Origin of the sequence: Streptomyces sp. NPDC056222 (genome assembly GCF_042264065.1) — a bacterium.
In the GTDB taxonomy this organism is placed as follows: domain Bacteria; phylum Actinomycetota; class Actinomycetes; order Streptomycetales; family Streptomycetaceae; genus Streptomyces.
In genome coordinates this window covers 43,791-66,630 of sequence record NZ_JBHJTL010000019.1, presented here as the reverse complement: position 1 = coordinate 66,630, position 22,840 = coordinate 43,791, and the positions used below count along the sequence as shown (strand labels likewise).

At 73.2% G+C, this 22,840-nt stretch carries 16 protein-coding genes; 8 read left to right on the top strand and 8 right to left on the bottom strand.

Going from position 1 to position 22,840, the window contains the following annotated elements:
* Nucleotides 1-14 precede the first annotated feature (14 nt).
* The 4 genes from ACFC0D_RS12290 to ACFC0D_RS12275 form a co-directional block, all read right to left on the bottom strand.
* Entirely contained in the window at nucleotides 15-2,678 is a 2,664-nt protein-coding gene (locus ACFC0D_RS12290) for a non-ribosomal peptide synthetase (RefSeq protein ID WP_376433894.1), read from the bottom strand.
* A gap of 146 nt (nucleotides 2,679-2,824) precedes the next feature.
* Entirely contained in the window at nucleotides 2,825-3,655 is an 831-nt protein-coding gene (locus tag ACFC0D_RS12285) for an SDR family oxidoreductase (protein WP_376433892.1), read from the bottom strand.
* Complete coding sequence (locus ACFC0D_RS12280; RefSeq protein ID WP_376433890.1) at nucleotides 3,652-4,371, bottom strand: thioesterase II family protein; 720 nt, start codon at nucleotides 4,369-4,371, stop codon at nucleotides 3,652-3,654. Before ACFC0D_RS12280 ends, ACFC0D_RS12285 begins: the two co-directional genes overlap by 4 nt.
* A 27-nt stretch (nucleotides 4,372-4,398) precedes the next feature.
* The gene (locus ACFC0D_RS12275; protein WP_376433888.1) at nucleotides 4,399-6,087 is read right to left on the bottom strand and encodes a condensation domain-containing protein; all 1,689 of its coding nucleotides are present in this window, start codon (nucleotides 6,085-6,087) and stop codon (nucleotides 4,399-4,401) included.
* A gap of 150 nt (nucleotides 6,088-6,237) precedes the next feature.
* On the opposite strand from ACFC0D_RS12275, the gene ACFC0D_RS12270 reads away from it, so the two are divergent.
* The 6 genes from ACFC0D_RS12270 (at nucleotide 6,238) to ACFC0D_RS12245 (ending at nucleotide 17,744) form a co-directional block, all read left to right on the top strand.
* Nucleotides 6,238-7,182 (top strand): GNAT family N-acetyltransferase, encoded by a 945-nt coding sequence (locus ACFC0D_RS12270; protein ID WP_376433886.1) that lies wholly within the window; start codon nucleotides 6,238-6,240, stop codon nucleotides 7,180-7,182.
* Between the two features lie 121 nt (nucleotides 7,183-7,303).
* The gene (locus tag ACFC0D_RS12265; protein WP_376433884.1) at nucleotides 7,304-8,044 is read left to right on the top strand and encodes a 2OG-Fe dioxygenase family protein; all 741 of its coding nucleotides are present in this window, start codon (nucleotides 7,304-7,306) and stop codon (nucleotides 8,042-8,044) included.
* 104 nt (nucleotides 8,045-8,148) lie between these two features.
* The gene (locus ACFC0D_RS12260; RefSeq protein ID WP_376433882.1) at nucleotides 8,149-11,553 is read left to right on the top strand and encodes an amino acid adenylation domain-containing protein; all 3,405 of its coding nucleotides are present in this window, start codon (nucleotides 8,149-8,151) and stop codon (nucleotides 11,551-11,553) included.
* Nucleotides 11,554-11,736: 183 nt separating this feature from the next.
* Nucleotides 11,737-15,522: an MFS transporter gene (locus ACFC0D_RS12255; RefSeq protein WP_376433880.1), complete on the top strand. Its 3,786-nt coding sequence runs from the start codon at nucleotides 11,737-11,739 to the stop codon at nucleotides 15,520-15,522.
* Nucleotides 15,523-15,562: 40 nt separating this feature from the next.
* Nucleotides 15,563-16,930, top strand: coding sequence for a glutamine synthetase family protein (locus ACFC0D_RS12250; RefSeq protein WP_376433878.1), 1,368 nt, complete (start codon nucleotides 15,563-15,565; stop codon nucleotides 16,928-16,930).
* A 40-nt stretch (nucleotides 16,931-16,970) separates the two neighbouring features.
* Nucleotides 16,971-17,744 (top strand): 3-oxoacyl-ACP reductase, encoded by a 774-nt coding sequence (locus ACFC0D_RS12245; protein WP_376433876.1) that lies wholly within the window; start codon nucleotides 16,971-16,973, stop codon nucleotides 17,742-17,744.
* Between the two features lie 106 nt (nucleotides 17,745-17,850).
* Here ACFC0D_RS12245 and thpR read toward each other — a convergent pair whose 3' ends face one another.
* A complete protein-coding gene (gene thpR / locus ACFC0D_RS12240) occupies nucleotides 17,851-18,420 on the bottom strand; it encodes an RNA 2',3'-cyclic phosphodiesterase (RefSeq protein ID WP_376433874.1) in 570 nt (189 codons plus the stop codon).
* A 33-nt stretch (nucleotides 18,421-18,453) separates the two neighbouring features.
* On the opposite strand from thpR, the gene ACFC0D_RS12235 reads away from it, so the two are divergent.
* Nucleotides 18,454-18,960 (top strand): GNAT family N-acetyltransferase, encoded by a 507-nt coding sequence (locus tag ACFC0D_RS12235; RefSeq protein ID WP_376433872.1) that lies wholly within the window; start codon nucleotides 18,454-18,456, stop codon nucleotides 18,958-18,960.
* Between the two features lie 248 nt (nucleotides 18,961-19,208).
* Here ACFC0D_RS12235 and ACFC0D_RS12230 read toward each other — a convergent pair whose 3' ends face one another.
* Entirely contained in the window at nucleotides 19,209-20,546 is a 1,338-nt protein-coding gene (locus ACFC0D_RS12230; protein WP_376433870.1) for an MFS transporter, read from the bottom strand.
* A gap of 27 nt (nucleotides 20,547-20,573) precedes the next feature.
* On the bottom strand, nucleotides 20,574-21,017 hold the full coding sequence (locus tag ACFC0D_RS12225; protein ID WP_329117645.1) for a MarR family transcriptional regulator: 444 nt from the start codon (nucleotides 21,015-21,017) through the stop codon (nucleotides 20,574-20,576).
* A gap of 132 nt (nucleotides 21,018-21,149) precedes the next feature.
* Here ACFC0D_RS12225 and ACFC0D_RS12220 point away from each other — a divergent pair, with 132 nt between their 5' ends.
* Nucleotides 21,150-21,350 carry a ribbon-helix-helix protein, CopG family gene (locus tag ACFC0D_RS12220; RefSeq protein ID WP_362369521.1) on the top strand — a complete coding sequence of 67 codons (201 nt, stop codon included), beginning with the start codon at nucleotides 21,150-21,152 and terminating at the stop codon, nucleotides 21,348-21,350.
* Between the two features lie 9 nt (nucleotides 21,351-21,359).
* On the opposite strand, the gene ACFC0D_RS12215 is transcribed toward ACFC0D_RS12220, so the two are convergent.
* Nucleotides 21,360-22,817 (bottom strand): NCS2 family permease, encoded by a 1,458-nt coding sequence (locus ACFC0D_RS12215; RefSeq protein WP_376433867.1) that lies wholly within the window; start codon nucleotides 22,815-22,817, stop codon nucleotides 21,360-21,362.
* Between the last annotated feature and the right edge of the window lie 23 nt (nucleotides 22,818-22,840).

Genomic DNA, 22,840 nt, shown 5'->3' with positions numbered 1-22,840 from the left:
GAGGCCGCCGTCCCTCACTCGCCCGCGGCGAACCGGGCCAGTCCGGCAGGCGTACGGAGGCGGTACACCTCGCGGACGCCGACGACGAAGTCACGGTCCTTCAGCAGCCGTACGATCCGCAGCGCGAGGAGCGAGTTGCCGCCGAGCTCGAAGAAGTCGTCGTCCGGCCCCACTTCGGCGTGGAACAGCTCCCGCCAGACCCCGAGGACGGCGTCCAGCGCCGGGTCGCCGGCGGCCGCGGGCGCGGGCGGCGTGGCAGTCGCGGCCGGGCCCGCCTCCGGGGCCTTGTACGGCGCGGTGTCGGGCGCCGTGTCGGGCGCCGGGAGACGGGCCGTGTCCACCTTGCCGTTGACGGTCAGCGGCAGCGCGTCCACCCGGGTCAGGGTCGTCGGCATCATGTACTCGGGCAGCACGCGCGCGGCGTGCCGCCGCACCTCCGCCGTGTCCGCTCCGTCGAGGACCGTGTACGCGTCCAGTCGGACCTCCCCGGCCGCGTCCCGGCCCAGGACCACCGCCGCCGCGACGACGGCCTCGTGGGCGAGCAGCACGTTCCTGATCTCCCCCAGTTCGATGCGGTAGCCCCGTACCTTCACCTGGTCGTCGAGACGGCCCAGGTGTTCGAGACGGCCGTCCGGGAGGAGCGCGCCGAGGTCGCCGCTGAGGTAGAGACCGCCGGTGCCGTCCGGGTCGGCGACGAAACGGCGGGCGGTGAGTTCGGGCTGGTTCAGGTATTCCAGGGCCACCCCGTCGCCGGCCACCGCGATCTCGCCGGGCGAGCCCGGGGGCAGCAGCCTGCCCCGGCCGTCCAGGACCCGCACGGACCAGCCCGGGATCGCCCGGCCCACGGAGCGCGAGCCGGTCAGCGCCTCGGCGCGGGTGACGGTCTGCGCGGTGACGTGCACGGTCGTCTCGGTGATGCCGAACATGTTGACCACCCGGCACGTCGACTCCGGGTGCGCGTCGAACCACGGGGTCAGCGACCGGGCGTCCAGCGGCTCCCCACCGAAGATCACCAGCCGGACGTCCAGCGGGCCACGCCCCGGCGCGCGCTCCAGTTCGAGAAGGCGGGCGAATGCCGACGGCGTCTGGTTGAGGACGGTCACCCGCTCCTTGGCGAGCAGCTCACGGAAGTCCTCGGGTGACCGGCAGGTCCAGTACGGGACCACCACGAGCCGCCCGCCGGTGAGCAGGCACCCCCAGATCTCCCACACCGAGAAGTCGAAGGCCGCCGAGTGGAACCAGGACCAGACGTCGTCCGGCCCGAGGCCGAAGTCGGGACCGGTGGCGCTCACCAGGTCGGACACGTTGCGGTGCGGGACGACCACGCCCTTGGGCCGGCCCGTGGAACCGGAGGTGTAGATCACGTAGGCGGCGTCGTCGGGCCCGGTGCCGGAGGCCGGCGGCTCCTCGGGCGCGCCCTCGGCCAGCTCCTCGAGCCGGGCCAGGGGAACGGCGGTGCCCGCCGCGAACGGCGTCGTCTCCGTCTCCGCGATGCCGACCAGGACGACCTTCAGGCCCGCGTCCTCCGCGGTGTAGGCGAGGCGCTCGGCCGGACTGGTCGGGTCCATGGGTACGTAGACGGCGCCGGCCATCAGGACGGCGAGCAGGACGACGACCAGATCCGCGCCGCGGTCCAGGCAGACCCCGACCCGGTCGCGCGGGGCGACGCCGAGGCTCCGCAGGGCGTGGGCCAGGCGGCCTGCCCTGCGCGCGAGCTGACGGTAGGTCACCGTGGTGTCGCCGTCGACCAGGGCGACGGCGGCGGGGGTGGCGGCGGCGCCGGCCAGCACCTGCTCGTGCACGGTTCCCGCGCGACGGCCTGCGGTACGCGGGGTGGCGCCCAGGTCGAGGATGCGGCGCCGTTCGCCGGCGTCGACGACGTCCACGTCGGCGAGTCGGCGGTCCTGGTCGCCGCCGACCAACTCCGCGACAGAAGTCTCGAGTTGACGCACGACAATGTCCGCCCGCCAGTCGGGCACGTCCTGCGTCCGGTACCAGGCTGTGACGGAGCGCGGGGTGACGTGCACGGTCAGGACGTGCCGGGGGTCGAGCGGGGGCAGGTGGTGCGGGTACGGGTCCACGCGCACGGCGAAACGGACGCCGTCGGCGTCGGGTCGCCGTTCACCCGCCCGCGCGCGGTACTCCGCGACCGTACGGTCCTCATCGGCCTCGTCGGGCAGGACGGCGGTGTACGCCTGTCCCTCCTCCGTGTGGACATCGAGGACCGGCCGCTGCGCGGCACAGGTCCGGGCCAGGACCAGCCCGAACGCGGCGACCAGGTCGGCGGTCGGGACGTCCGGGATCTCGACGGGAAGCACGGCGAGTGCCCCGTCGAGGGGCGCGGGGGCGGGGACCGGTGCGGGCTCGGCCGGCCCGTTCCCGACCAGCGCGGCGGCGACGTCACCGAGGGGCCGGTCGCCGGCCAGCACGAGCTCGCGCACGCCGTCCGTGTACTCCAGCACCACGGCCCGCGCGTCGGCACCGGCCAGTGGCGCGTGCAGCTCGGCGGCGCGCCGCCGCTCGGCGAGGGGCCCGTCCGACGGCCCGCCGACGGGCTCCGTCCACAGCCGCACGCCGTCCACAGGCCCGCCGACGACGGCGTCACCGGGCACCCGGTAGACGGCTCCATAAGGGGACATCCCGCGCCCGACGGCGCCTCCGGCACGCTCCGATGACACGTCAACTCCTGAAGATCCTGGAAGAAAAAGGAAAGGACAGATCCGGCCCGGCGGCAGACGCCGGGGACCCGGCGCCGGGGGCCGTGGCCCCGCGTCCGGGGGCCGGGGCCCGGGGCCGGGGGTCAACGCCCGCCCGCCGACGGTGCTCAGCGGATGCTGTAGCCGCCGTCGACCGTGACCACGCTTCCGGTTGCCGACCGGGACTCGTCCGTCGCGAGCCAGACCACCGCTCCGGCCACGTCCTCGGCCTCCACGAGGGCGTTCGTCGGCTGTTGGGTGATGAACGCCTCCTCGTGCTCGGCCGGGTCGAGGCCGATGCTGCGGCCGATCTCCGCCAGCATCCGGCCCTCGCCGTGGCCGGTGTCGCGCACCGAGCCGGGGCAGACCGCGTTGACCCGTACCCGGTACGGCGCGTAGTCCAGCGCCGCGGCCCGGGTCAGGCCGATCAGACCGTGCTTGGAGGCGACGTACCCGGCGAAGTTGCGGTAGCCGACAAGCCCCGCCGTGGAGGCGATGTTGACGATGGAGCCGGCCCGTCGCCGGGTCATCCCCGGGCCGACCGCCTTGATCAGGCGCCAGGGCGCGTTGAGGTTGGTGTCCATCATCACGGACCAGTCGCTCTCGCCGACCTCGTGCACGATGCGTCCCGAAGGACCGGCGATCCCCGCGTTGTTGACGAGGACGTCCACCTTCCCGAAGCGGGCCTCCGCCTCGGCGACGACCCGCTCGGCCTCCTCCTCGCGGCGCACGTCCGCGCGTACGGTCAGGACCGAGGCACCCCGCTCGCGGCACAGCCGCGCCGTGTGCTCCAGCTGGGCGGCCGATGCCATCGGGTAGGGCACCTCGGCCACCTCGGCCGCGATGTCGACCAGCACGAGCGCGGCCTGCTCCCCGGCCAGCGCGAGCGCGCACGCCCGCCCGATGCCGCGCCCCGCGCCGGTGACGACGGCGCACTTGCCGGTCAGCCGGCCGGTCACGAGGCCGCTCCGTCGGCGGTGGCCGCCGCGACGAGGTCGAGCAGCGCGGCCCACCCGTCGACCAGGTACATGTGCCCGCCGTCGATCTCCGTCTGGTCGAAGCCGGCCGAGGTGATCTCCCGCCATTCGGCGAGCTCTGCCGCGGAGACCAGGTCGTCGGAGCGGCCGCGCACGGCGAGGACCGGGACGTCGAGCGGACCGGCGGCGGTGTGGACGTAGTTCTCGTGCATCGCCACATCGGTCCGCAGCGTGGGCAGGATCAGCTCCCGCAGCTCCGGCTCGTCGAGGGCGGGGTGCTTGTAGCCCGCGATCTCGGCGACACCGGCCACGAAGTCGTCGTCGGGCAGCCCGGTGACCCGCCCGGCGCGCGGGGTCCCAGGCCGGTTGGAGCCGCTCACCACGAGGGTCGCGGCGGTGTCGGGCGCCTTCTCGGAGAGCCTGCGGACGGTCTCGTACGCGAGGAGCGCGCCGTAGCTGTGGCCGAAGACGGCCACGCGCTCGGCGCCGTCGATCTCGGCCAGCAGCTCGGGCACGATGCGCGCCATGAGGGTGTCCAGGTCGGTGCACTCCTCCTCCGCGAGCCGGCGCTCGCGGCCGGGGAGCTGCACGGGAACGACCCGCAGGTCGTCGCGGTGGCCGAGCCACGGGTGGAAGAAGCTGGCGCCCGCCCCGGCAGGGGGGAAGCACAGCACGGGAACGGGTACGGGCGTGGACATGTCTCTCCAGGGTTCGGTTCAGGCGGTTCAGACGGCGGCCGGGCCGGTACCGGCGTCGGCCTCGTCGGCCTGTTCCGCCGCCAGCGCCTCGAGCAGCCGCCAGGCGACCTCCTCGACGGTGAAGTTCGCGTACAGGTCGCGGACCGCGAGCCCGATGCCGAACTCCTCGCGCAGCCGGGCCGTCAGCCGGACCGCAGCGAGCGACTGACCGCCGAGGTCGAAGAAGTTGTCGTGCACCCCGACGCGTTCCCGGCCGAGGAGCTCGCCCCAGATCAGGGCCACCTCCTCCTCCAGGGGCGTGCGGGGCGCCACGTACGCGGCCGCTCCGGCGACGGCCTGCGGCGACACGGCGGCCGGGGCCGGGGACGAGGCCTCCGGAGCGGACCGCGCCGGCTCCTCCGGGCCCTTCAGGCCCGGGACCTGCGACAGGGGCAGCGACGAGAGGTCGGCCAGCCACTCCCACGCCGCCAGCAGGTCCTCGCCCAGCGCCGCCACCGTGGCCGCGTCGAACAGCCCGCTGTCGTACTCCAGCACGCCGTGCAGCACCTCGGAGCCGGGCCGCAGGTCGAGGACGAGCGGGGCCTTGGCCGTACCGATGCCGACCGGGATCTGCTCCCACTCCAGGCCCGCCGGGCTCCAGTTCTCCTCGCGAGGGGACTGCAGCACCATCATCACCCGGCCGTCGGCGGTCCGCTCGCGCTCCGTGCCCGGCCCGCGGATCAGGTTCGCGGCCTGCTCGTAGGGCAGTTCCTCGTGGTCGTACGCGCCGAGGCAGGTCTCCCGTACGCGGGCGAGCACCGTGCGCGCGTCCGGGTCGCCGGACAGGTCGGCCCGCAGCAGCAGAGGATTGACGAAGTATCCGATGATCTCTTCGAGTTCGGGGCGGGAGCGGCCGGAGACCGGGGAGAGGACCGTCACGTCCTCCTGCCCGCACCACCGGCCGAGCAGGGCGTCGAAGCCGGCGAGCAGGATCATGAACAGGGTGGCGTCGCCGTCACGGGCCGCCGCCTCCAGCCGGGCGCGCAGCGAGGCCGGCACCGTGAACTCGTGCAGGCCGCCGGCCGAGGGGCCGCGTTCCGCACCGTCCTCCGGGCGCGGAAGAGCGAGAGGGGCCGCGCCGGCCAGCCGCCCGGACCAGTAGTCGGTCAGCCGGTCGAGCCGCGCGCCGCCCAGCAGGTCACGCTGCCAGACGGCGAAATCGGCGTACTGGATGGGCAGTTCGGGGAGCTCCAGCGGCTCTCCCGACGCCTCGGCGGCATAGTGCAGCAGCAGCTCGCGCAGCAGGATCGCCGTGGACTCGCCGTCGGTGATGATGTGGTGCATCACCAGCACGGCGACGTGGTGGTCCGCCGCGAGACGCAGCAGACGCAGCCGCACCAGCGGGCCCGCCGCCAGGTCGAACGGCGTCTCGATCTCGCGCTGGACGAGCGCGTCCACCTCCTGCGCGGTCACGTCGACCACCGGCACGGTCAGCGGCGGGACCGGGCCGATCACCTGGACCGGCACACCCGCGTCGAGCCGGAAGACCGTCCGCAGCGTCTCGTGGCGCGCGGCCACCGCGTTGAGCGCCGCCGTCAGGGCCGGTACGTCGAGTGCGCCGCGCAGCCGGACACCGGCGACCACGTGGTAGGCCGAGCGGCCGGGGTCGATCTGGTGCTGCAGCCAGAGGCTCTGCTGGGCGAACGACGTGGTGATCGCCAGCGACTGCTCAGCCATCGGGAGTGGACCTCCTGGGTGGGACGGGGACCGGTCCACCGCATCCTGTGCGCTCCCGTGCCCGCGCCGGGAGTCGGGAAGACCCCTGACTGACCGGGCGCTCCGCGCGATGCCAGAGTTGCTGCCTCCATACGTCACGGAGGCCCCCACATGCAGTACCGCCCGATGAACGAGAGCGATCTGGACGCCGTCCTCGCCTGGGACGTCAAGGAGCCCGTCTCCTGGATCGGCGCCGACCGCTACCGCGAGGAGACCGCGGCCCGGCAGTGCCGCCCGGAGTGGACGTGGATCGCGGAGGAGGACGGCCGGATCCTCGCACGGGCCCTGTGGTGGGGCCGCTCCGACAGCGAGCGCCCGATCACCCTGGACTGCCTGACCGTCCACGAGTCGGTCGCCGATCCGGCCGCCGTCGCCGCCGAGCTGCTCGGCGCCGCGCACGCGGTCTTCGCCGAGCAGGGGGCCGCCACCCCGCCGGCGTACAACATCATGCTTCCGCAGGACGAGGGCGACGAGGCCGGCCGCACCGCGGCCGCCGCCTGGCGCGAGGAGGCGGCCCGGCGCGCCGGGCTGAGCGAGCGGATCCAGCGGCTGCGGTTCGAGTGGGCGCCGGAGGCGGGTGTCCCCGGGCCCTCGGACCGGCTCGTCTTCACCGCCGAGCCCGACGACGAGGCCTTCGTCGAGGTGTTCCGTCAGGTCGCGCGCGGCAGCCTGGACAGCGAGACCATCGCCAACGTCGCGTCCATGGGCGAGGAGGGCGCCGCCCGCGACGACCTCGAGTTCTACACGGGCTGCCCCGGCAAGCGGGAGTGGTGGCGGCTCGCGCACACCCCGGACGGGCAGCTCGCCGGCTTCGCGATCCCCTCCCGTACCCCGTACGGGCCGAACGTCGGCTATCTCGGGGTCGTCCCCGAGCTCCGCGGCCGGCGCTACATCGACGACGTCCTCGCCGAGATCACCCGCTTCCACGCCGGTGAGGGCGCCGAGCGGATCACCGCCACCACGGACTCCACCAACGTCCCGATGGCGAACGCCTTCCGTCGTGGCGGATACCGCGTCAGTGAGATCCGCGTGATCCTCGCGGCGCCCGCCGCCTGACCCGTCCGGACGGCGCTGTCAGGGGTTCCCCCGACTGCTGCGGATCGGTGGGCGCGGCCAGGATCGGAAGCGTGGACGTACGGACGGACCGTGCTCCCGAGCCAGTGAGAGGCAGCCCACCGTGTCCGACGCGTTCGCCCCGACCACGCTTGCCGCCGCCGAGTCCCGCGCGGCGGACGACCTGTCCGCCCAGGGATACCACCTGCTGTCCGCCGCCCCGCAGTCCGAGCTCGTCGGCGCCGGCGCCGAGGACTGGGCCCGCTTCGCCCGCCACTGGGACGACCTCACCGTCGACCGCTACATGCGCGACAACGGCACCTACCGCTACCGCCGTTACGGTCACTTCCACCTCGACGCCGCCGCCGGGACGCTGACCGCCCAGCCGCACGCCCCCTACGCGCAGGACCTCACCGTCAACCCGCTCAACGGCGGTCAGCAGCGGCACTTCGACCCGCTCACCGAGGAGTTCCTCGCCGATCCGCTGACGCGGGCGACGGTGCTCACCCTGGGCCGGATCTTCTCCGCCGCCGAGGGCGTCTCGGCGTGGGACGTGAAGCTGCATCCGTTCCGCATCGTGACCAGCCCCGGCCAGGTCGGCAAGCCCGCCCCGCAGGGCAGGCACCGCGACGGCTCGACGTACGTCACCTCGCTGCTGGTCAACCGGCACAACGTCGTCGGCGGCGAGTCCTCCCTGTACAGCGAGGACGGTGAGCAGCTGCTCGCCGTGACGCTGGCCGAGGGGGGCGACCAGCTCCTGGTGGACGACCGCCGCGTCCTGCACGACGTCACCGCTCTGCAGCCGGTGGACCCCACGGCGCCCGCCCACCGCGACGTGCTGATCGTCGACTTCGACCTGCTCTGAGCCGCGCCCGAGCACCCCACCGCCCGAGGCGATCCCGCCGCCCGCCGCCCGCCGCCCGCCGCCGACCATGACGCCGACCTTGACGCCCCAGGAGTGACCGACCGATGTCCGAGTTGAACCGCGCGATCAGCGAGCTGTCCCCGGAGCGGCGCGCCCTGCTGAGCCTGCGGCTCGCCCGGGGTCGGGCGCGGCAGGACGCCGTGCCCCGGCTGCCGCGCACACCCGGCGTCAGCCGCCATCGCGCCTCCCAGGGCCAGGAGCGGCTGTACTTCCAGCACGAGATGGCCCCCGACGCCGTCACGTACCTGCTGCCCATCGTGCTGCGGCTGCGCGGCGAGCTGGACGAGGACGCTCTGCGCACGGCCCTGGGGACCGTGGTCGACCGGCACGAGGCGCTGCGCACCGGCTTCGAACTGACCCCCGACCAGGGCCTGACGCAGGTCGTCCACGGCCCGGGCGCGGTCACCGTCGGCCTGGTGGCCGAGGACGTGGCCGCCGCCGAGGTCGACGCCCTGGTCGCGGAGCTCACCACGCGGCCGTTCGACCTCGCCGTGCCCGGTCTGCTGCGCGCGGGCCTCTGGCGGGTCGGCGGGGAGTCCCAGGGGACCCGGTCCTGGGTGTTCGCCCTGTGCGTGCACCACATCGCGGTCGATGGCTGGTCCCTCGGCGTGCTGGTCGACGAGCTGATGGAGGCGTACACCGCGGCGGCCGAGGGCCGTGCCGCCGTCCTGCCCGAACTGCCGGTGCAGTACGCGGACTTCGCCGCCTGGCAGCGCGAGCGGGCCGACGGCGAGGAGGCCGGCGAACACCTCGCGTACTGGCGCGAGGCCCTGGAGGGCGCAGCCGAACTGCACCTGCCCGGCGACCGGACCCGGCCCACCGAGCCCTCGTACCGGGGCGGCGCCGTGCCGCTGCGGCTCTCGCCCGACCTGACCGCCCGCCTCACCGCGCTTGGACAGTCCGAGCAGACCACCCTGTTCAGCGTCCTGCTCGCCGCGTACGCGGTGGTCCTGCACCGCTGGTCCGGCCAGCGGGACCTGGTCGTCGGCGCCCCCGTCGCGGGCCGCTCCCGCCCCGAACTGGAGCGTCTCGTCGGCTTCTTCGTCAACACCCTGCCGCTCCGCCTCGACGTGGACGGCGCCGCCCCGTTCCGCGCGCTGCTGCGCCAGGCGGGCGCACGGACGCTGGCCGCCATGAGCCACCAGGACGTCCCGTACGAGCGGATCGCGCAGGCGACCGGCGACGGGCAGGGCGCGGGCCGTGGCGGCGCGCTGCTGCACACCCTGCTCGCCCTGCGCAACGTGCCCTTCGGCGAACTGCGGCTGCCCGGCGTCGAGGTGGAGATCGCCGACACCACCAGCGCGGGCGCCGACCTGGATCTGACCCTGGAGTTCTCGCCGACCCCCGACGGCGGTCTGTCCGGCTGGCTCGGCTACGCCCTCGACCTCTACGACGCCGACACGGCCGCCCGGCTCGGCGAGGCGGTCGAGACGGTCCTCGCGGCGGTCGCCGCCGACGGCTCCGCGGACGTCCGCGAGCTGCCGGTGATGTCCGACGCCCAGCGCGACCGGCTGCTTTCGATGAGCGGCCCGGCCGGCGCGGCCTGCCCGCCCCGGCTGCTCACCGACTGGTTCGCCGACCAGGTCGCCGCCACCCCCGACGCGGTGGCCGTCATCGCCGACTCCGGCGACGACACCGTCCCCTCCCCCTCCCTCACCTTCCGCGAGCTGGACGAGCGGTCCAGCCGGCTGGCTCACTGGCTCCGGGACACCGGGGTGCGCACCGAGGACCGGGTGGGCCTGTGCCTGCCGCGCGGACTCGACTTCATGGTGGCCCTGTTCGGTGTGTTCAAGGCCGGCGCCGTGTACGTGCCGCTGGAGCCGGACCACCCCGCCGACCGCCACGAGCAGCTCATCCGCGACGCCCGTACGGTCCGGGTGCTGACCCTCGCCGAGCTGGCCGACCGGATCCCGGCCGTCACCCCGCCCGGCCGCGACACCGCGGTGGAGACCGTCGCCCTCGACACCCTGGGCACCGCCCTCGCCGAGCGTCCGGCCACCCGGCCGAGCCTCGCGCTCACCCCGGACAACGCCGCGTACGTCCTCTACACCTCGGGCTCGACCGGACAGCCCAAGGGTGTCGTCGTACCGCACCGCGCGATCTCCAACCGGGTGCGCGAGATGATCGACTCGATCGGGTTCGGACCGGACGACACCGTCCTGCACAAGACCCCGATCACCGCCGACCCCTCCCTGTGGGAGATCCTGGTCCCGCCGCTGAGCGGCGCCCGCCAGGTGATGGCCCTGCCGCGCCGGAACACCGACGCCCGCTACGTCCACGAGGTGCTGGTCCGCCACGGGGTCACGGCCACCGACTTCGTCCCCTCGACGCTCCGCCCGGTGGTCGCCGAGCCCGGCTTCGCGGAGGCCGCGCGCACCCTGCGCGTCGCGCAGAGCGGCGGCGAGGAGCTGACCGCCGAACTCGCCGGCCGGTTCCTCGAACTCGCCCCGCACGCGGACCTCTACAACTGCTACGGCCCCACCGAGTCCACCATCGACGTGGCCATGCACCGGGTGCCCGTGCCGGTTCCGCAGCCGGTGCCGATCGGCTCGCCGATCGCGGGCGTGAAGCTGTACGTCCTGGACGAGCTCGGCCGCATCCAGCCGATCGGTGTCGCCGGTGAACTCCTCATCGGAGGCGTGCAGTTGGCGCGCGGATACCTCGACCGCCCCGGGCAGACCGCGGAACGCTACGTGCCCCATCCCTTCGCTCCCGGCGAGCGGCTGTACCGCACCGGCGACCGGGCCCGCTGGAAGGCGGACGGCACGCTGGAGTTCCTCGGCCGGCTCGACCACCAGGTCAAGATCCGCGGCTACCGGGTGGAGCCCGCCGAGGTGGAGACCGCGCTGCGCACCCACCCGTCGGTCGCCGAGGCCACCGTCCTCGCCCTGCCCGACCGCCAGGGCGACCTGAGCCTGGCCGCGTACGTCACGGCCGCCGAGGGCACGACCGTGCCGGGCGCGGACGCGCTCCGCCGCCACCTCGGCCGGATCGTCCCGACCCCCATGATCCCGTCCTCGTACACCGTCCTGGACGCCTTCCCGCTGACCCCGAACGGCAAGGTCGACCGCGCGGCGCTGCCACTGCCCGGCGCGGGCGGTCCCGCCACGGGCGCCGAGCGGGTGGCGCCGTCGGACGACGTCCAGCGGGTCCTCGCCGGCGTCTGGGAGCAGGCGCTCGACGTTCCCGGCATCGGCGTGCACGACGACTTCTTCACCCTGGGCGGCCACTCGCTGCTGGCGACGCTCGTGGTCTCCAACATCCGGCAGCTGTTCCGGATCGAACTGCCCCTGCACTTCTTCATCGAGGCGCCGACCGTGGCGGCCCTCGCGGACCTGGTCCGGGCGCAGGGCGTCGAGGCCGGTATCGACATCGACCGCGTCGCCGAGCTGGTCCTGACGGTGCAGCGCATGTCCGCGGCCGAGGTGGACGCGGGCCTGCGCGCCTGACCGTCTGCTGCCCGTTCCCGGGCTCGAACGCCCGGGCCGTACTGCCGAGCCGTGCACCCGTCCCGACCGCGACCGGTGGCGACCGACCGCGACCGGCCGCCACCCGCACGGGAACCCTCCACTCCGGCCCACCCCGACCCGATCCCACCCCGACCCGACCCGACCCGACAGAAAGGCCAGACCGTGGCGACGCAGACCATGGCGCCGGCGGCCGCGAGCCGCGGCGGATTCGCCGGCGGCTTCCGCCGCCTGTGGAGCGCCACCACGCTCTCCGGGCTCGGCGACGGCATCCGGATCACCGCGTTCGCGGTCTTCGCCGCCGCGCTGACCGAGGACCCGTTCCTGGTGGCGCTGGTGACGGTGGCCTCGCGGCTGCCGTGGCTGTTCGTGGGTCCCTTCGCCGGGACGCTCGCCGACTCCGTCGACCGGTGGCGGGCGCTGTGGCTCTGCGACCTCGCGCGAGCCGCCGTCATCGGGCTGTTCGCCCTGCTGGCGTTCACCGGGGGCGTGGGCATCACGGTCCTCGCCGTCACCGCGTTCGTCCTCAGCTCCATCGAGACGCTCGCGGAGAACCTGTCCCAGGCGGTCGTGCCCGACGTGGCGGGCAGCGCCTCGCTGGACTCGGCCAACAGCCGTCTGATGGGTGGGCAGTTCGTCACCACCGAGTTCCTCGGAGCGCCCCTCGGAGCGTTCCTGTTCTCCACCTCGCACGCGCTGCCCTTCGCCCTGGACACGATCTCCTTCGGGCTCTCGGCGCTGCTGATCCTCTCGATCCGCCGGTCGGGGGCGGCGGGTACGGCGGCCGCGAAGGACAACGCGGCCGCGCCGGCCGAGCGGATGACGTTCCGCAGGCTGCGGGAGCAGACCGCCGAGGGCATCCGCTGGCTGCGCGGCCACCGCACGCTGCGCACCGTCTGCGTACTGATCGGGACGCTGAACTTCTCCATCCTCGCCGTACTGTCCATCGCCGTCCTGTACGCCCTGGAGACCCTGCGTATCGGCGAGAACGCGTACGGGCTGCTCATGGTCCTCGTCGCGGTGGGCGGACTCGTCGGCCTGCTCGTCGCGCCGCTCGTGGTGAAGCGGATCGGCCGTGGCCGCACCCTCCAACTGGCGTTCGCGCTCTGCCCGCCGGCATTTCTGGTCCCCGGCCTGACGAACGACCCGTTCCTCGCCGCCGGCACGCTGAGCCTGGTCGGCGCCGCCATCTCACTGGCGAACGTCGTCACCATCTCGCTGCGTCAGGTCCTGGTCCCCACCGAGCTGTTCGGCCGCGTCAACGGCGCCTACCGGCTCGTCGTCAACGGCGTGTCCCCCGTCGGCGGCCTGGTCGGCGGCGTGGTCGCGGACCACTTCGGGCTGCGGGCTCCGTTCCTGATGTCGGCGGCCCTGATGACCGCCGTGACGGTGACGGCGCTGGTGATGCTGCCGCCGAGGAGCCTGGACATCGAGCCGCACCAGGACAAGGCCGGCGAAACGAACGACGACGACACCGCCGACACGCACGACGGCGGGACCGCCCCCGCCGAGGCCGCCACGGCCGAGGGCCCGGCGGCGGACCCGTCGCAGGACGGGGCCGCGCCCGCCTCGCAGCAGGTGCCCGAGCCCCCCTCGAAGGCGTCCCGTGTCGCGGCGCGCCCCCGCCGCCGCGCGCAGGCCCTGGTGGTCGCGCTCGCCGCCACCGCCGCCGCCGTCAGCGCCTGGACCACCGTCGCCGGACCCGCCCCGCTCCCCGCCGACGCCCCCGCGAGCGCCTTCTCGGCCGAGCGCGCCCATGCGAAGCTCGCCTCGCTCTCCGACCATCCCCACCCCCTCGGCACCGCCGAGCACGACAAGGTCCGCGACAGGCTCGTCGCCGAACTCCGTTCCCTCGGGCTCACCCCCCGCGTCGACAGCGCGGTCAGCACCGACACCGGCTCCGGGGCGGCCCTCTCCGCCCACGTCCAGAACATCAGCGCCACCCTGCCGGGCACCGACCCGACCGGCCGCGTGCTCCTGGTCGCGCACTACGACTCCGTCGAGATCGGCCCCGGCGCCTCCGACGACGGCCTCGGCGTCTCCTCCCTCCTGGAGTCCGCCCGCGCGCTGACCTCCGGCCCCGCCCCGCGCAACGACATCACCTTCCTCTTCACGGACGGCGAGGAACCGGGCCTGATGGGGGCCCGGGCGTTCACCGCGGCCGGCGTCACCGACGCCGACCGCACCGTGGTGATCAACCTGGAGGCGCGCGGCACGTCCGGGCGCGTGGTGATGTTCGAGACCGGCGCGCACAACAGCGCCCTGATCCCGACGCTGGCCGAGGAACCTCCGGTCGCCACCTCGTTCTCGTACGAGATCTATCGTCTGCTGGCGCAGGACACCGACCTCTCGGAGCTTCGCCGTACCGGCCTGACCGGCCTCAACTTCGCGGTGCTCGGCGGCTCCGCGAAGTACCACACCCCGCAGGACAACCTGGCGAACATCGACCGCTCCAGCCTCCAGGACATGGGCTCCACCGCCCTGTCCTCGGCCCGCGCGCTCGCCGCGAGCGACCTCGGGCAGGTCTCCGGGCACGACGGCGCCACCTACTTCAGCCTCTTCGGCCTGCTGCTGCACTACCCGGCCGCACTGGTCCTGCCGCTCGCCGGAGCGACCGTGCTCGGCCTCGCCGCCGCCCTGTGGTTCGCCCGCCGGCGCGGAGCGATCCGACTGCGGGCCGTCGGGGCGGTGGTCGGCGGCCTGCCGCTGCCGCTGCTCGGCGCCGCCGCCACCGGCTGGCTCGGCTGGGAGCTGCTCACCCTGCTCCGCCCCGACTACCGGGGCCTCATGCTGGGCGACCCGTACCGGCCGGAACTCCCCGCCCTCGGCCTGACCCTCGTGGCCGTGGCGCTGACCTGGGCGTGGACCGCGTTCCTGCGCCGCGTCCGACGGCACCGCGCGGGCCGCCCGGCCCGTACCGCCCGTACCGCCCTCGAACTGGCCGCCGGAGTCACCGCCCTCTTCACGCTCCTCGCCGTGGTCACCGCGCTGGTCTTCCCCGGCGCCTCGTACCTCTTCGCCTGGCCCGCGCTGGCCGGCGCCGCCGGTCTCGTCGTCTCGGCCCGGCTGCCCCACCGTTCACCGTGGCGCGGCGCCTGCGCGGCGCTCGCCGCGATCCCCGCCGCCGCGCTGCTCACCCCGATCGTGCTCATGCTCTTCACCACCGTGGGCCTGGTGTACGCCTCGGTGCCGCTGGCCGTCGTCGTCCTCGTGGCCGCCCCCGTCGTCGTACCGGCCACCCCGGTGCTGCCGGGCCGGCGCGTCCTGGCCGGCTTCTGCGCGGCGGCGCTCCTCGGTGGCGCCCTGCTCGGCGCCGGAGTGGTCGTCGACCGGACCGATGCGCGCCACCCCGCCCAGGTCAGCCTGATGTACGCGGTGGACGCCGACGCCGGCACGGCGCAATGGCTCAGCGACGGCGGGAACCCCGACCCCTGGGTCGCCCGGTACGTGACCTCCGACGCGACGGGTCTGGTGCGCCGCTTCCCGCCCCTGACCGAGCCCGACACCTGGCGGGTCGGCCCGGCGCCGGCGGCCGCCGTACCGCTGCCGACCCTGAAGGTCCGCGAGGACCGGCGCGGGGCCGACGGGGTCCGCACCCTCACCCTGCACCTCGGAGCGCAGGACGGCGCGCCCACCCAGCTGATGCTGTACGCCGACACCGAACGGGCGGAGGTCGTCGGCGCGCGGCACGGCGCGACGGACCTCCCGGGCGGCCGCAACCGCAGCCCCGAGGCCGGAGCATGGGGATGGGGCTTCATCATGGCCGCGCCCGGCACGCAGGGCACCGACATCACCCTGCGCGTACGGGGTGAAGGGCCGCTGCCCCTGCGGGTCGTGGCCCAGACCCCGGCCCTTCCCGCCGACGCCCTGCACGTCCCCCGCCCGGCGACCGTGACCTGGTCCGGCGAGGCGTCCGGGATCACCCTCGCCACCCGCGCGTACACCCTCTGAACCCGCAGCAGACCTCAACCGCAGAACCGTGGAGCAGATCATGACGAAGCGCACAGGGATGCTCGGCCTCGACGAGCTCCGCGAGCGCGTGGCGGCCGAGGAGATCGACACGGTCGTCCTCGCCTTCACCGACATGCAGGGCCGCCTCCAGGGCAAGAGGCTGTCCGCCGAGTACTTCCTCGACGAGGTCGCCGAGGGGCACACGGAGGGCTGCAACTACCTGCTGGCCGTGGACGTCGAGATGAACCCCGTCGACGGATACGCCATGTCCTCCTGGGACCGCGGCTACGGGGACTTCGTCCTCGTGCCCGACCTCTCGACGCTGCGGCTGCTGCCCTGGCACGAGGGCTCCGCCCTGGTCCTCGCCGACCTCCGGTGGGAGGGCGGCGACCCGGTCGCCGCCTCCCCCCGTCAGATCCTGCGTGCCCAGACCGACCGGCTGGCCGCCCGCGGCTGGCAGGCGATGGTGGGCACGGAGCTCGAGTTCGTCGTGTACGAGGACACCTACGAAGAGGCGTGGCGGAAGAACTACCGCGACCTGACGCCCGCCAACCAGTACAACGTGGACTACTCGGTCCTCGGCACCTCCCGGGTCGAACCGCTGCTGCGCCGCATCCGTATGTCGATGACGGCGGCGGGCATGTACGTCGAGTCCGCCAAGGGCGAGTGCAACCTCGGCCAGCACGAGATCGTCTTCCGCTACGCCTCGGCGCTGACGAGCTGCGACAACCACACCGTCTACAAGACGGGCGCGAAGGAGATCGCCGCGCAGGCGGGCCGCAGCCTCACGTTCATGGCCAAGCCCAACGAGCGCGAGGGCAACTCCTGCCACATCCACATCTCCGTGCGCGCCGAGGACGGCACCCCGGTCCTGGCCGGCGACGGCCCCGGGAGCCTCTCCCCGCTGGGCGAGCACTTCCTGGCCGGCCAGCTGGCCGCCCTGCGCGAGCTCACGCTCTTCTACGCGCCGAACATCAACTCGTACAAGCGCTTCGTCCCCGGCAGCTTCGCCCCCACGACCGTCAAGTGGGGTGTGGACAACCGGACCTGCGCGCTGCGCCTCGTCGGCCACGGCCCCTCGCTGCGGGTCGAGAACCGGCTCCCGGGCGGCGACGTCAACCCCTACCTCGCGGTGGCCGCCCTCATCGCCGCCGGCCTGGACGGCATCGACCGCGCCCTCCCCCTGGAGCCCGTCCACGAAGGCAACGCCTACACCGCCGTCGACGCGCCGCACGCCCCCCGCGACCTGAGGGAGGCACTGGAGCTGTGGGAGAACAGCGCGCTGGCCACCCGGGTCTTCGGACCGGACGTCGTGGCCCACTACGCCAACCACGCCCGGCAGGAACTGGCCGCCTACGACCGGGCGGTCACCGACTGGGAACTGCGCCGCGGCTTCGAACGCCTCTGACCCCCACCCGTACGCACACGAAGGAACGGACACCACCACCATGAACATGAACCTCCGGCTTCAGGACCGGGTCGCCGTCGTGACCGGAGCGGGCAGCGGCATCGGCCTCGCCACCGTGCGCCGGATGGCCGCCGAGGGTGCGAAGATCGTCGTCGCCGACGTCGACCCCACCGCCGGACAGGCCGCGGCCGACGAGACCGGCGGCCTGTTCGTCAGGACGGACGTCACGGACGAGACCGACGTGCGGCGCATGTACGAGGAGGCGTTCCGGGCGTACGGCCGCATCGACATCGCCTTCAACAACGCGGGCATCTCGCCGCCGGACGACGACTCGATCCTCACCACCGGCCTCGACGCCTGGCGCCGCGTCCAGGAGACCAACCTCACGTCGGTCTTCCTGTGCTGCAAGTACGTGATCCCCTACATGCAGCGCCAGGGCAAGGGCTCGATCATCAACACGGCCTCGTTCGTGGCCCGCATGGGCGCGGCGACCTCGCAGATCTCGTACACCGCGTCCAAGGGCGGCGTCCTCGCGATGACGCGGGAGCTGGGCGTCCAGTTCGCCCGCGAGGGAATCCGTGTGAACGCCCTCTGCCCGGGACCGGTCAACACGCCGCTGCTGCGGGAACTGTTCGCCAAGGACCCGGAACGCGCCGCCCGCCGTCTGGTCCACATCCCCACGGGCCGGTTCGGCGAGCCGGAGGAGATCGCCGCCGCGGCCGCGTTCCTGGCCAGCGACGACTCGTCGTTCGTCACGGCCTCGGACTTCCTGGTCGACGGCGGCATCGCGGGGGCGTACGTCACCCCGGAGTGATCCGGCGCTACTGGCCGACCACGGAGGCCACGGCGATCATCGCGAACATCAGGACAAGCACACCGGCCATGATCCGGTTACGGGTTTTGGGATCCACCCTTCGAGGTTAACCTGCCCCGCCCAGCGGCCAGGCGCCGACCGTCTCGTACCGCGGCTGCTCCCCCGGCACACCACCGCCGGGGAGGTTGCTGCGGACGAGCGCCAGCTCGGGGACCTGCCAGCGGGTGCCCTCGAATCCGGCCATCGCGTCGACGAACGGCCCCAGGCCGACGTCGGCGCGCGAGCGCGCGATCGTCAGGTGCGCCTGGTAGCGGCGGTGCTCGTCCATCGGCACGCCGGCGCGGCGGGCGGCCGCGTCGGCGCGCTCCGCGAGCAGGCGCATCTCGTCGAGGTCCCCGGCGGCCCCGGTCCACAGCACCGCCCGGCCGAAGTGTCCGCCGCCGTGCAGACGCAGGGCGAACGGCGGGGTGCGGTGGGCCGCGCGGCCGAGCCTCTCGTGGAGTTCGGGGAGCAGCTCGTCGTCGACCTCGCCCATGAAGGCGAGTGTGAAGTGCCAGCCGGGCCGCGAGGTCCAGCGCAGGCGCTCGGCGTCGGGCAGGTGCGCCAGGCGGTCCACGACATGGGCGAGTTCGGTCAGCTGCTCCGGGGGCGGCACTACGGCAGCGAAAAGCCTCATGCGCAGAGTGTGTCAGCGGCTACCGTCGACCGGATGGAGATCACGATCAGGAAGGGCGGGGCGGACGACGTCCCCGCGATACTCGCGATGCTCGACAGTGCCGTCGTCTGGCTCAACGGCCAGGGGATCACCGACCAGTGGGGCACCGAGCCGTGGTCGACCCGCGCGAAGGCGGTGAGCCTGGTCGAGAAGATCGTGTCCGAGGGCACGCCGTGGATCGCCGAGATCGACGGCGTCCCGGCGGGAACGGTCACGCTGACCCCGCACCCGGCGTCCTACGTGGCGCCGGCGGACGAGCCGGAGGTCTACGTCCACATCCTGGCGACGGACGCGCGCTTCCACGGCCGGGGCGTGGGCGCGGCGCTGCTCGCCCACGCGGCGGAGGAGACCCGCCGCCAGGGCCTCTCGCTGCTGCGGGTCGACTGCTTCGCGGGCAGCGAGGGCCGCCTGGTGTCGTACTACGAACGCCAGGGCTTCACGAGGACGACCCCGTTCACGGTGGGCGACTGGCCGGGCCAGGTCCTGGAACGCCGCGTCTGACGACGACGGGGGGACGGGGCCAGACGCTCCGCTCCCACGGGGACTGGGCCCGGATTCCGCCGGGCAGTCCCCTTCCCCTCCGGAGGAACGTTTGTGGGCATCTGTTCCACCCTGCGGAACGGGTGGGCACACCGGGGAGGGGAAGGGAGCCGCCCCGCGGAACGCGTGCCTACACCGGGGGACGCACGGAGCGGACCCGCGGCGCCCGGGGCGGCACGCCACGGTTGGCGCGCCGGCCCCCCAGGCGGCTACGCCGCCGTCGCCAGGCGTTCCCGTTCCACGAACCGCACCCGCGGGTGCCCGCGGTGCCAGCCGAACGCCATCCTCAGGCCGCCGACCCGCGCAAGCACCAGGCCCACCACGCCCGCCGCCACGAGCGAGACCAGGCCGCCCGTCGCGAAGCCCACCCGCGGGCCGTACGTGTCGGTGATCCAGCCGAGCAGCGGCGCGCCGATCGGCGTGCCGCCGGCGAAGACCATCATGTAGAGGCTCATGACCCGCCCCCGCATGGCCGGGTCCGTCGCCAGCTGGACCGCCGAGTTCGCGGTGATGTTGACCGTCAGGCCGAACATGCCGATCGGGACGAGCAGCAGCGCGAAGAGCCAGAAGGACGGTGAGACCGCCGCCGCGATCTCCAGCAGCCCGAAGACCACCGCCGCGACGACCACCATCCGCAGCCGCGTGCTGCCCCGGCGCGCCGCGAAGAGAGCGCCCGCGAGCGAGCCGGCCGCGATGAGCGTGTTCAGGAAGCCGTACGTCCCCGCGCCCACGTGGAAGATGTCGTCGGCGAAGGCCGTGAGCCAGATCGGGAAGTTGAACCCGAACGTGCCGACGAAGCCCACGAGGACGATCGGCCAGATCAGGTCCGGCCGCCCGGCCACGTACCGCAGGCCTTCCCGCAGCTGCCCCTTGCCCCGCGGCGCGCGCTCCACCTTGTGGAGTTCGGCGGGCCGCATCATCAGCAGCCCGGCCAGCGGGGCCAGGAAGAACAGGCCGTTGAGCAGGAACGACCAGCCGCTGCCGATGGTGGCGATCAGCAGACCGGCGACCGCCGGGCCGACGAGCCGGGCGGACTGGAAGTTCGCGGAGTTCAGCGAGACGGCGTTGCGCAGCTGGTCGGGGCCGACCATCTCGGAGACGAAGGACTGCCGGGCCGGGTTGTCTACGACGGTGACCATGCCGAGCAGGAAGGCGATCAGGTAGACGTGCCAGACCTGGACGTGACCGGAGAGCGTCAGGACGGCGAGCGCGAGCCCGCAGAGGCCGAGCGCGGCCTGGCTGATCAGAAGGAGCTGTCGTTTCGGGTAGCGGTCGGCGATGACACCGCCGTAGAGGCCGAAGAGCAGCATCGGGAGGAACTGCAGCGCCGTGGTGATGCCGACGGCGGCGGCGGATCCGGTGAGGCTCAGGACCAGCCAGTCCTGGGTGATACGGGCCATCCAGGTGCCGGTGTTCGAGACGATGGCACCGGTGAAGAACAGCCGGTAGTTCCGGATCCTGAGCGAGGAGAACGTGCCGTCTCGCCCGGGGGTGTCGGTGTCGGGTTTATGGACGGGTGCGGAGTCTGCTCCGGGTCCCGTACTCAAAGTGCGTCGCCTCCTCGGCGTGGGGGTCTAGAGATGGGCGAGCTTCTCCAGGACGGGGGCGGCCGCGCGCAGCTTGGCCCATTCGTCCTCGTCCAGACCCTCGGCGAGGGATGCCAGCCAGGCGTTCCGCTTGCGGCGGGACTCCTCGAGCATGGCCTCGGCCCGCTCGGTCTGGCTGACGACCTTCTGTCGGCGGTCGTCGGGGTGCGGCTCCAGCCGGACCAGTCCCTTGGCCTCGAGCAGCGCGACGATGCGGGTCATCGACGGCGGCTGGACGTGCTCCTTGCGGGCCAGCTCACCGGGGGTGGCGGAGCCGCAGAGCTTCAGGGTGCCGAGCACCGACATCTCGGTCGGGCTCAGCGACTCGTCGACTCGCTGGTGCTTGAGTCGTCGGCTCAGTCGCATGACGGCGGAGCGGAGCTCGTTCACGGCTGCGACGTCGTCGGCGGTGCCGTGGGACAGGTCAGGCATGTTCGTTAGCATAACTCATTACCCAATCTAAATACCACTCGGGATGCCCGTGACCGAATCTGTCACCCAAACGAGTGAGCTGGATCCGGAAAGTGACGCACGGGGCCCGTTCCTGCCGCGACCCTGACGGGCATGGGATCGACCGTGCTCAGCCTGCGCATCGACGGTGAGCTGCTCGACCGTCTCAAGGGACACGCCGCCAAACGCGGAATGAGCGTCCAGGACTATGTGGTCCGGACGCTCATCCGCGCTGATTTCGACGACCGGTTCCAGACCGCCGTCGACGAGACGGAGAAGTTCTACGGGCTCAAGCCCACGAACGCTCCGTCATGACCGTGTGGGTCACGTGAGGCCGAGGGCCGGCATCGCGTAGTAGAAGACGAACACCGCCGACACGACGTACATGGCCACCGGGACCTCGCGGCCCCGGCCCGTCGCGAGCCTCAGCACGCTGAACGCGATGAAGCCGATGCCGATGCCGTTCGTGATCGAGTACGTGAACGGCATCATCACCATCGCCAGGAACGCCGGCACCGCGATGGTGAAGTCGCTCCAGTCGATCTCCTTGATCGAACCGGCCAGGATCAGGAAGCCGACCGCGAGCAGCGCGGGCGTCGCCGCCTGGGACGGGACCATCGTGGCCAGCGGCGTCAGGAACAGCGCGACCGAGAACAGACCGCCGGTGACCACCGACGCGAGACCGGTGCGCGCGCCCTCACCGACACCCGCCGTGGACTCCACGAAGCAGGTGGTGGCCGAGGAGGAGGTGGCACCGCCGGACGCCACGGCCAGACCGTCCACGAGCAGCACCTTGTTGATGCCGGGGAAGTTGCCGTCCTTGTCGATCAGCTTCGCCTCGTCGCCGACACCGAGGATGGTGCCCATCGCGTCGAAGAAGCAGGACAGCAGCACGGTGAAGACGAAGAGGACGCCGGTCAGCATCCCGACCTTCTCGAAGCCGCCGAACAGGCTCACCTCGCCGACCAGTCCGAAGTCGGGCGAGGCCACCGGGTTCCCGGGCCAGGTCGGGGTGGTGAGACCCCAGGACGGGATGGTGGCGACCGCGTTGATCACCATCGCGACGATCGTCATCACGACGATGGAGATGAGGATGGCGCCCGGCACCTTGCGGATGATCAGCGCGAGGGTGAGCAGCGTGCCCAGGATGAAGACCAGGACCGGCCAGCCGTTGAGGTGACCGTCGCCGCCGAGCTGGAGCGGGACGGTGGTGTGCGCGGCGTCGGGGATACGGGAGACGAAGCCCGAGTCGACGAGGCCGATGAGCATGATGAAGAGACCGATACCGATCGCGATGCCCTTGCGCAGGCCGACCGGGACCGCGTTCATCACGCGCTCGCGCAGGCCCGTCGCCACCAGCAGCATCACGACGAGGCCGGCGAGGACGACCATGCCCATGGCGTCCGGCCAGGACATCTTCGGCGCGAGCTGGAGGGCGACGACGGTGTTGACGCCGAGGCCTGCCGCGAGGGCGATCGGGACGTTGCCGATGACTCCCATGAGGAGCGTCGAGAAGGCCGCGGTGAGCACGGTCGCGGTGACCAGCTGGCCGCCGTCGAGCTGGTGCCCGTACATGTCCTTGGCGCTGCCGAGGATGATCGGGTTCAGCACGATGATGTAGGCCATCGCGAAGAAGGTGGCGAAGCCGCCGCGGACCTCACGGGCGACGGTCGACCCGCGCTCGGAGATCTTGAAGAAGCGGTCGAGTCCGGAGGTGGGTCGCTGCGGCGACTCGGGCGCGGGCTCGGGAGATATGGCCTTGGCGGGGGCCGTGGTGCTCATGGGGTGGTTCCTCTTCGGGGCGT

Excerpts from the sequence above, each read along its gene's own strand:
- ACFC0D_RS12260 (WP_376433882.1), top strand. The coding sequence starts at position 8,149 with ATGTCCGAGTTGAACCGCGCGATCAGCGAGCTGTCCCCGGAGCGGCGC.
- ACFC0D_RS12235 (WP_376433872.1), top strand. The coding sequence starts at position 18,454 with ATGGAGATCACGATCAGGAAGGGCGGGGCGGACGACGTCCCCGCGATA.
- thpR (WP_376433874.1), bottom strand. The coding sequence starts at position 18,420 with ATGAGGCTTTTCGCTGCCGTAGTGCCGCCCCCGGAGCAGCTGACCGAA.
- ACFC0D_RS12225 (WP_329117645.1), bottom strand. The coding sequence starts at position 21,017 with ATGCCTGACCTGTCCCACGGCACCGCCGACGACGTCGCAGCCGTGAAC.
- ACFC0D_RS12245 (WP_376433876.1), top strand. The coding sequence starts at position 16,971 with ATGAACATGAACCTCCGGCTTCAGGACCGGGTCGCCGTCGTGACCGGA.
- ACFC0D_RS12215 (WP_376433867.1), bottom strand. The coding sequence starts at position 22,817 with ATGAGCACCACGGCCCCCGCCAAGGCCATATCTCCCGAGCCCGCGCCC.
- ACFC0D_RS12250 (WP_376433878.1), top strand. The coding sequence starts at position 15,563 with ATGACGAAGCGCACAGGGATGCTCGGCCTCGACGAGCTCCGCGAGCGC.
- ACFC0D_RS12270 (WP_376433886.1), top strand. The coding sequence starts at position 6,238 with ATGCAGTACCGCCCGATGAACGAGAGCGATCTGGACGCCGTCCTCGCC.
- ACFC0D_RS12220 (WP_362369521.1), top strand. The coding sequence starts at position 21,150 with ATGGGATCGACCGTGCTCAGCCTGCGCATCGACGGTGAGCTGCTCGAC.
- ACFC0D_RS12275 (WP_376433888.1), bottom strand. The coding sequence starts at position 6,087 with ATGGCTGAGCAGTCGCTGGCGATCACCACGTCGTTCGCCCAGCAGAGC.
- ACFC0D_RS12280 (WP_376433890.1), bottom strand. The coding sequence starts at position 4,371 with ATGTCCACGCCCGTACCCGTTCCCGTGCTGTGCTTCCCCCCTGCCGGG.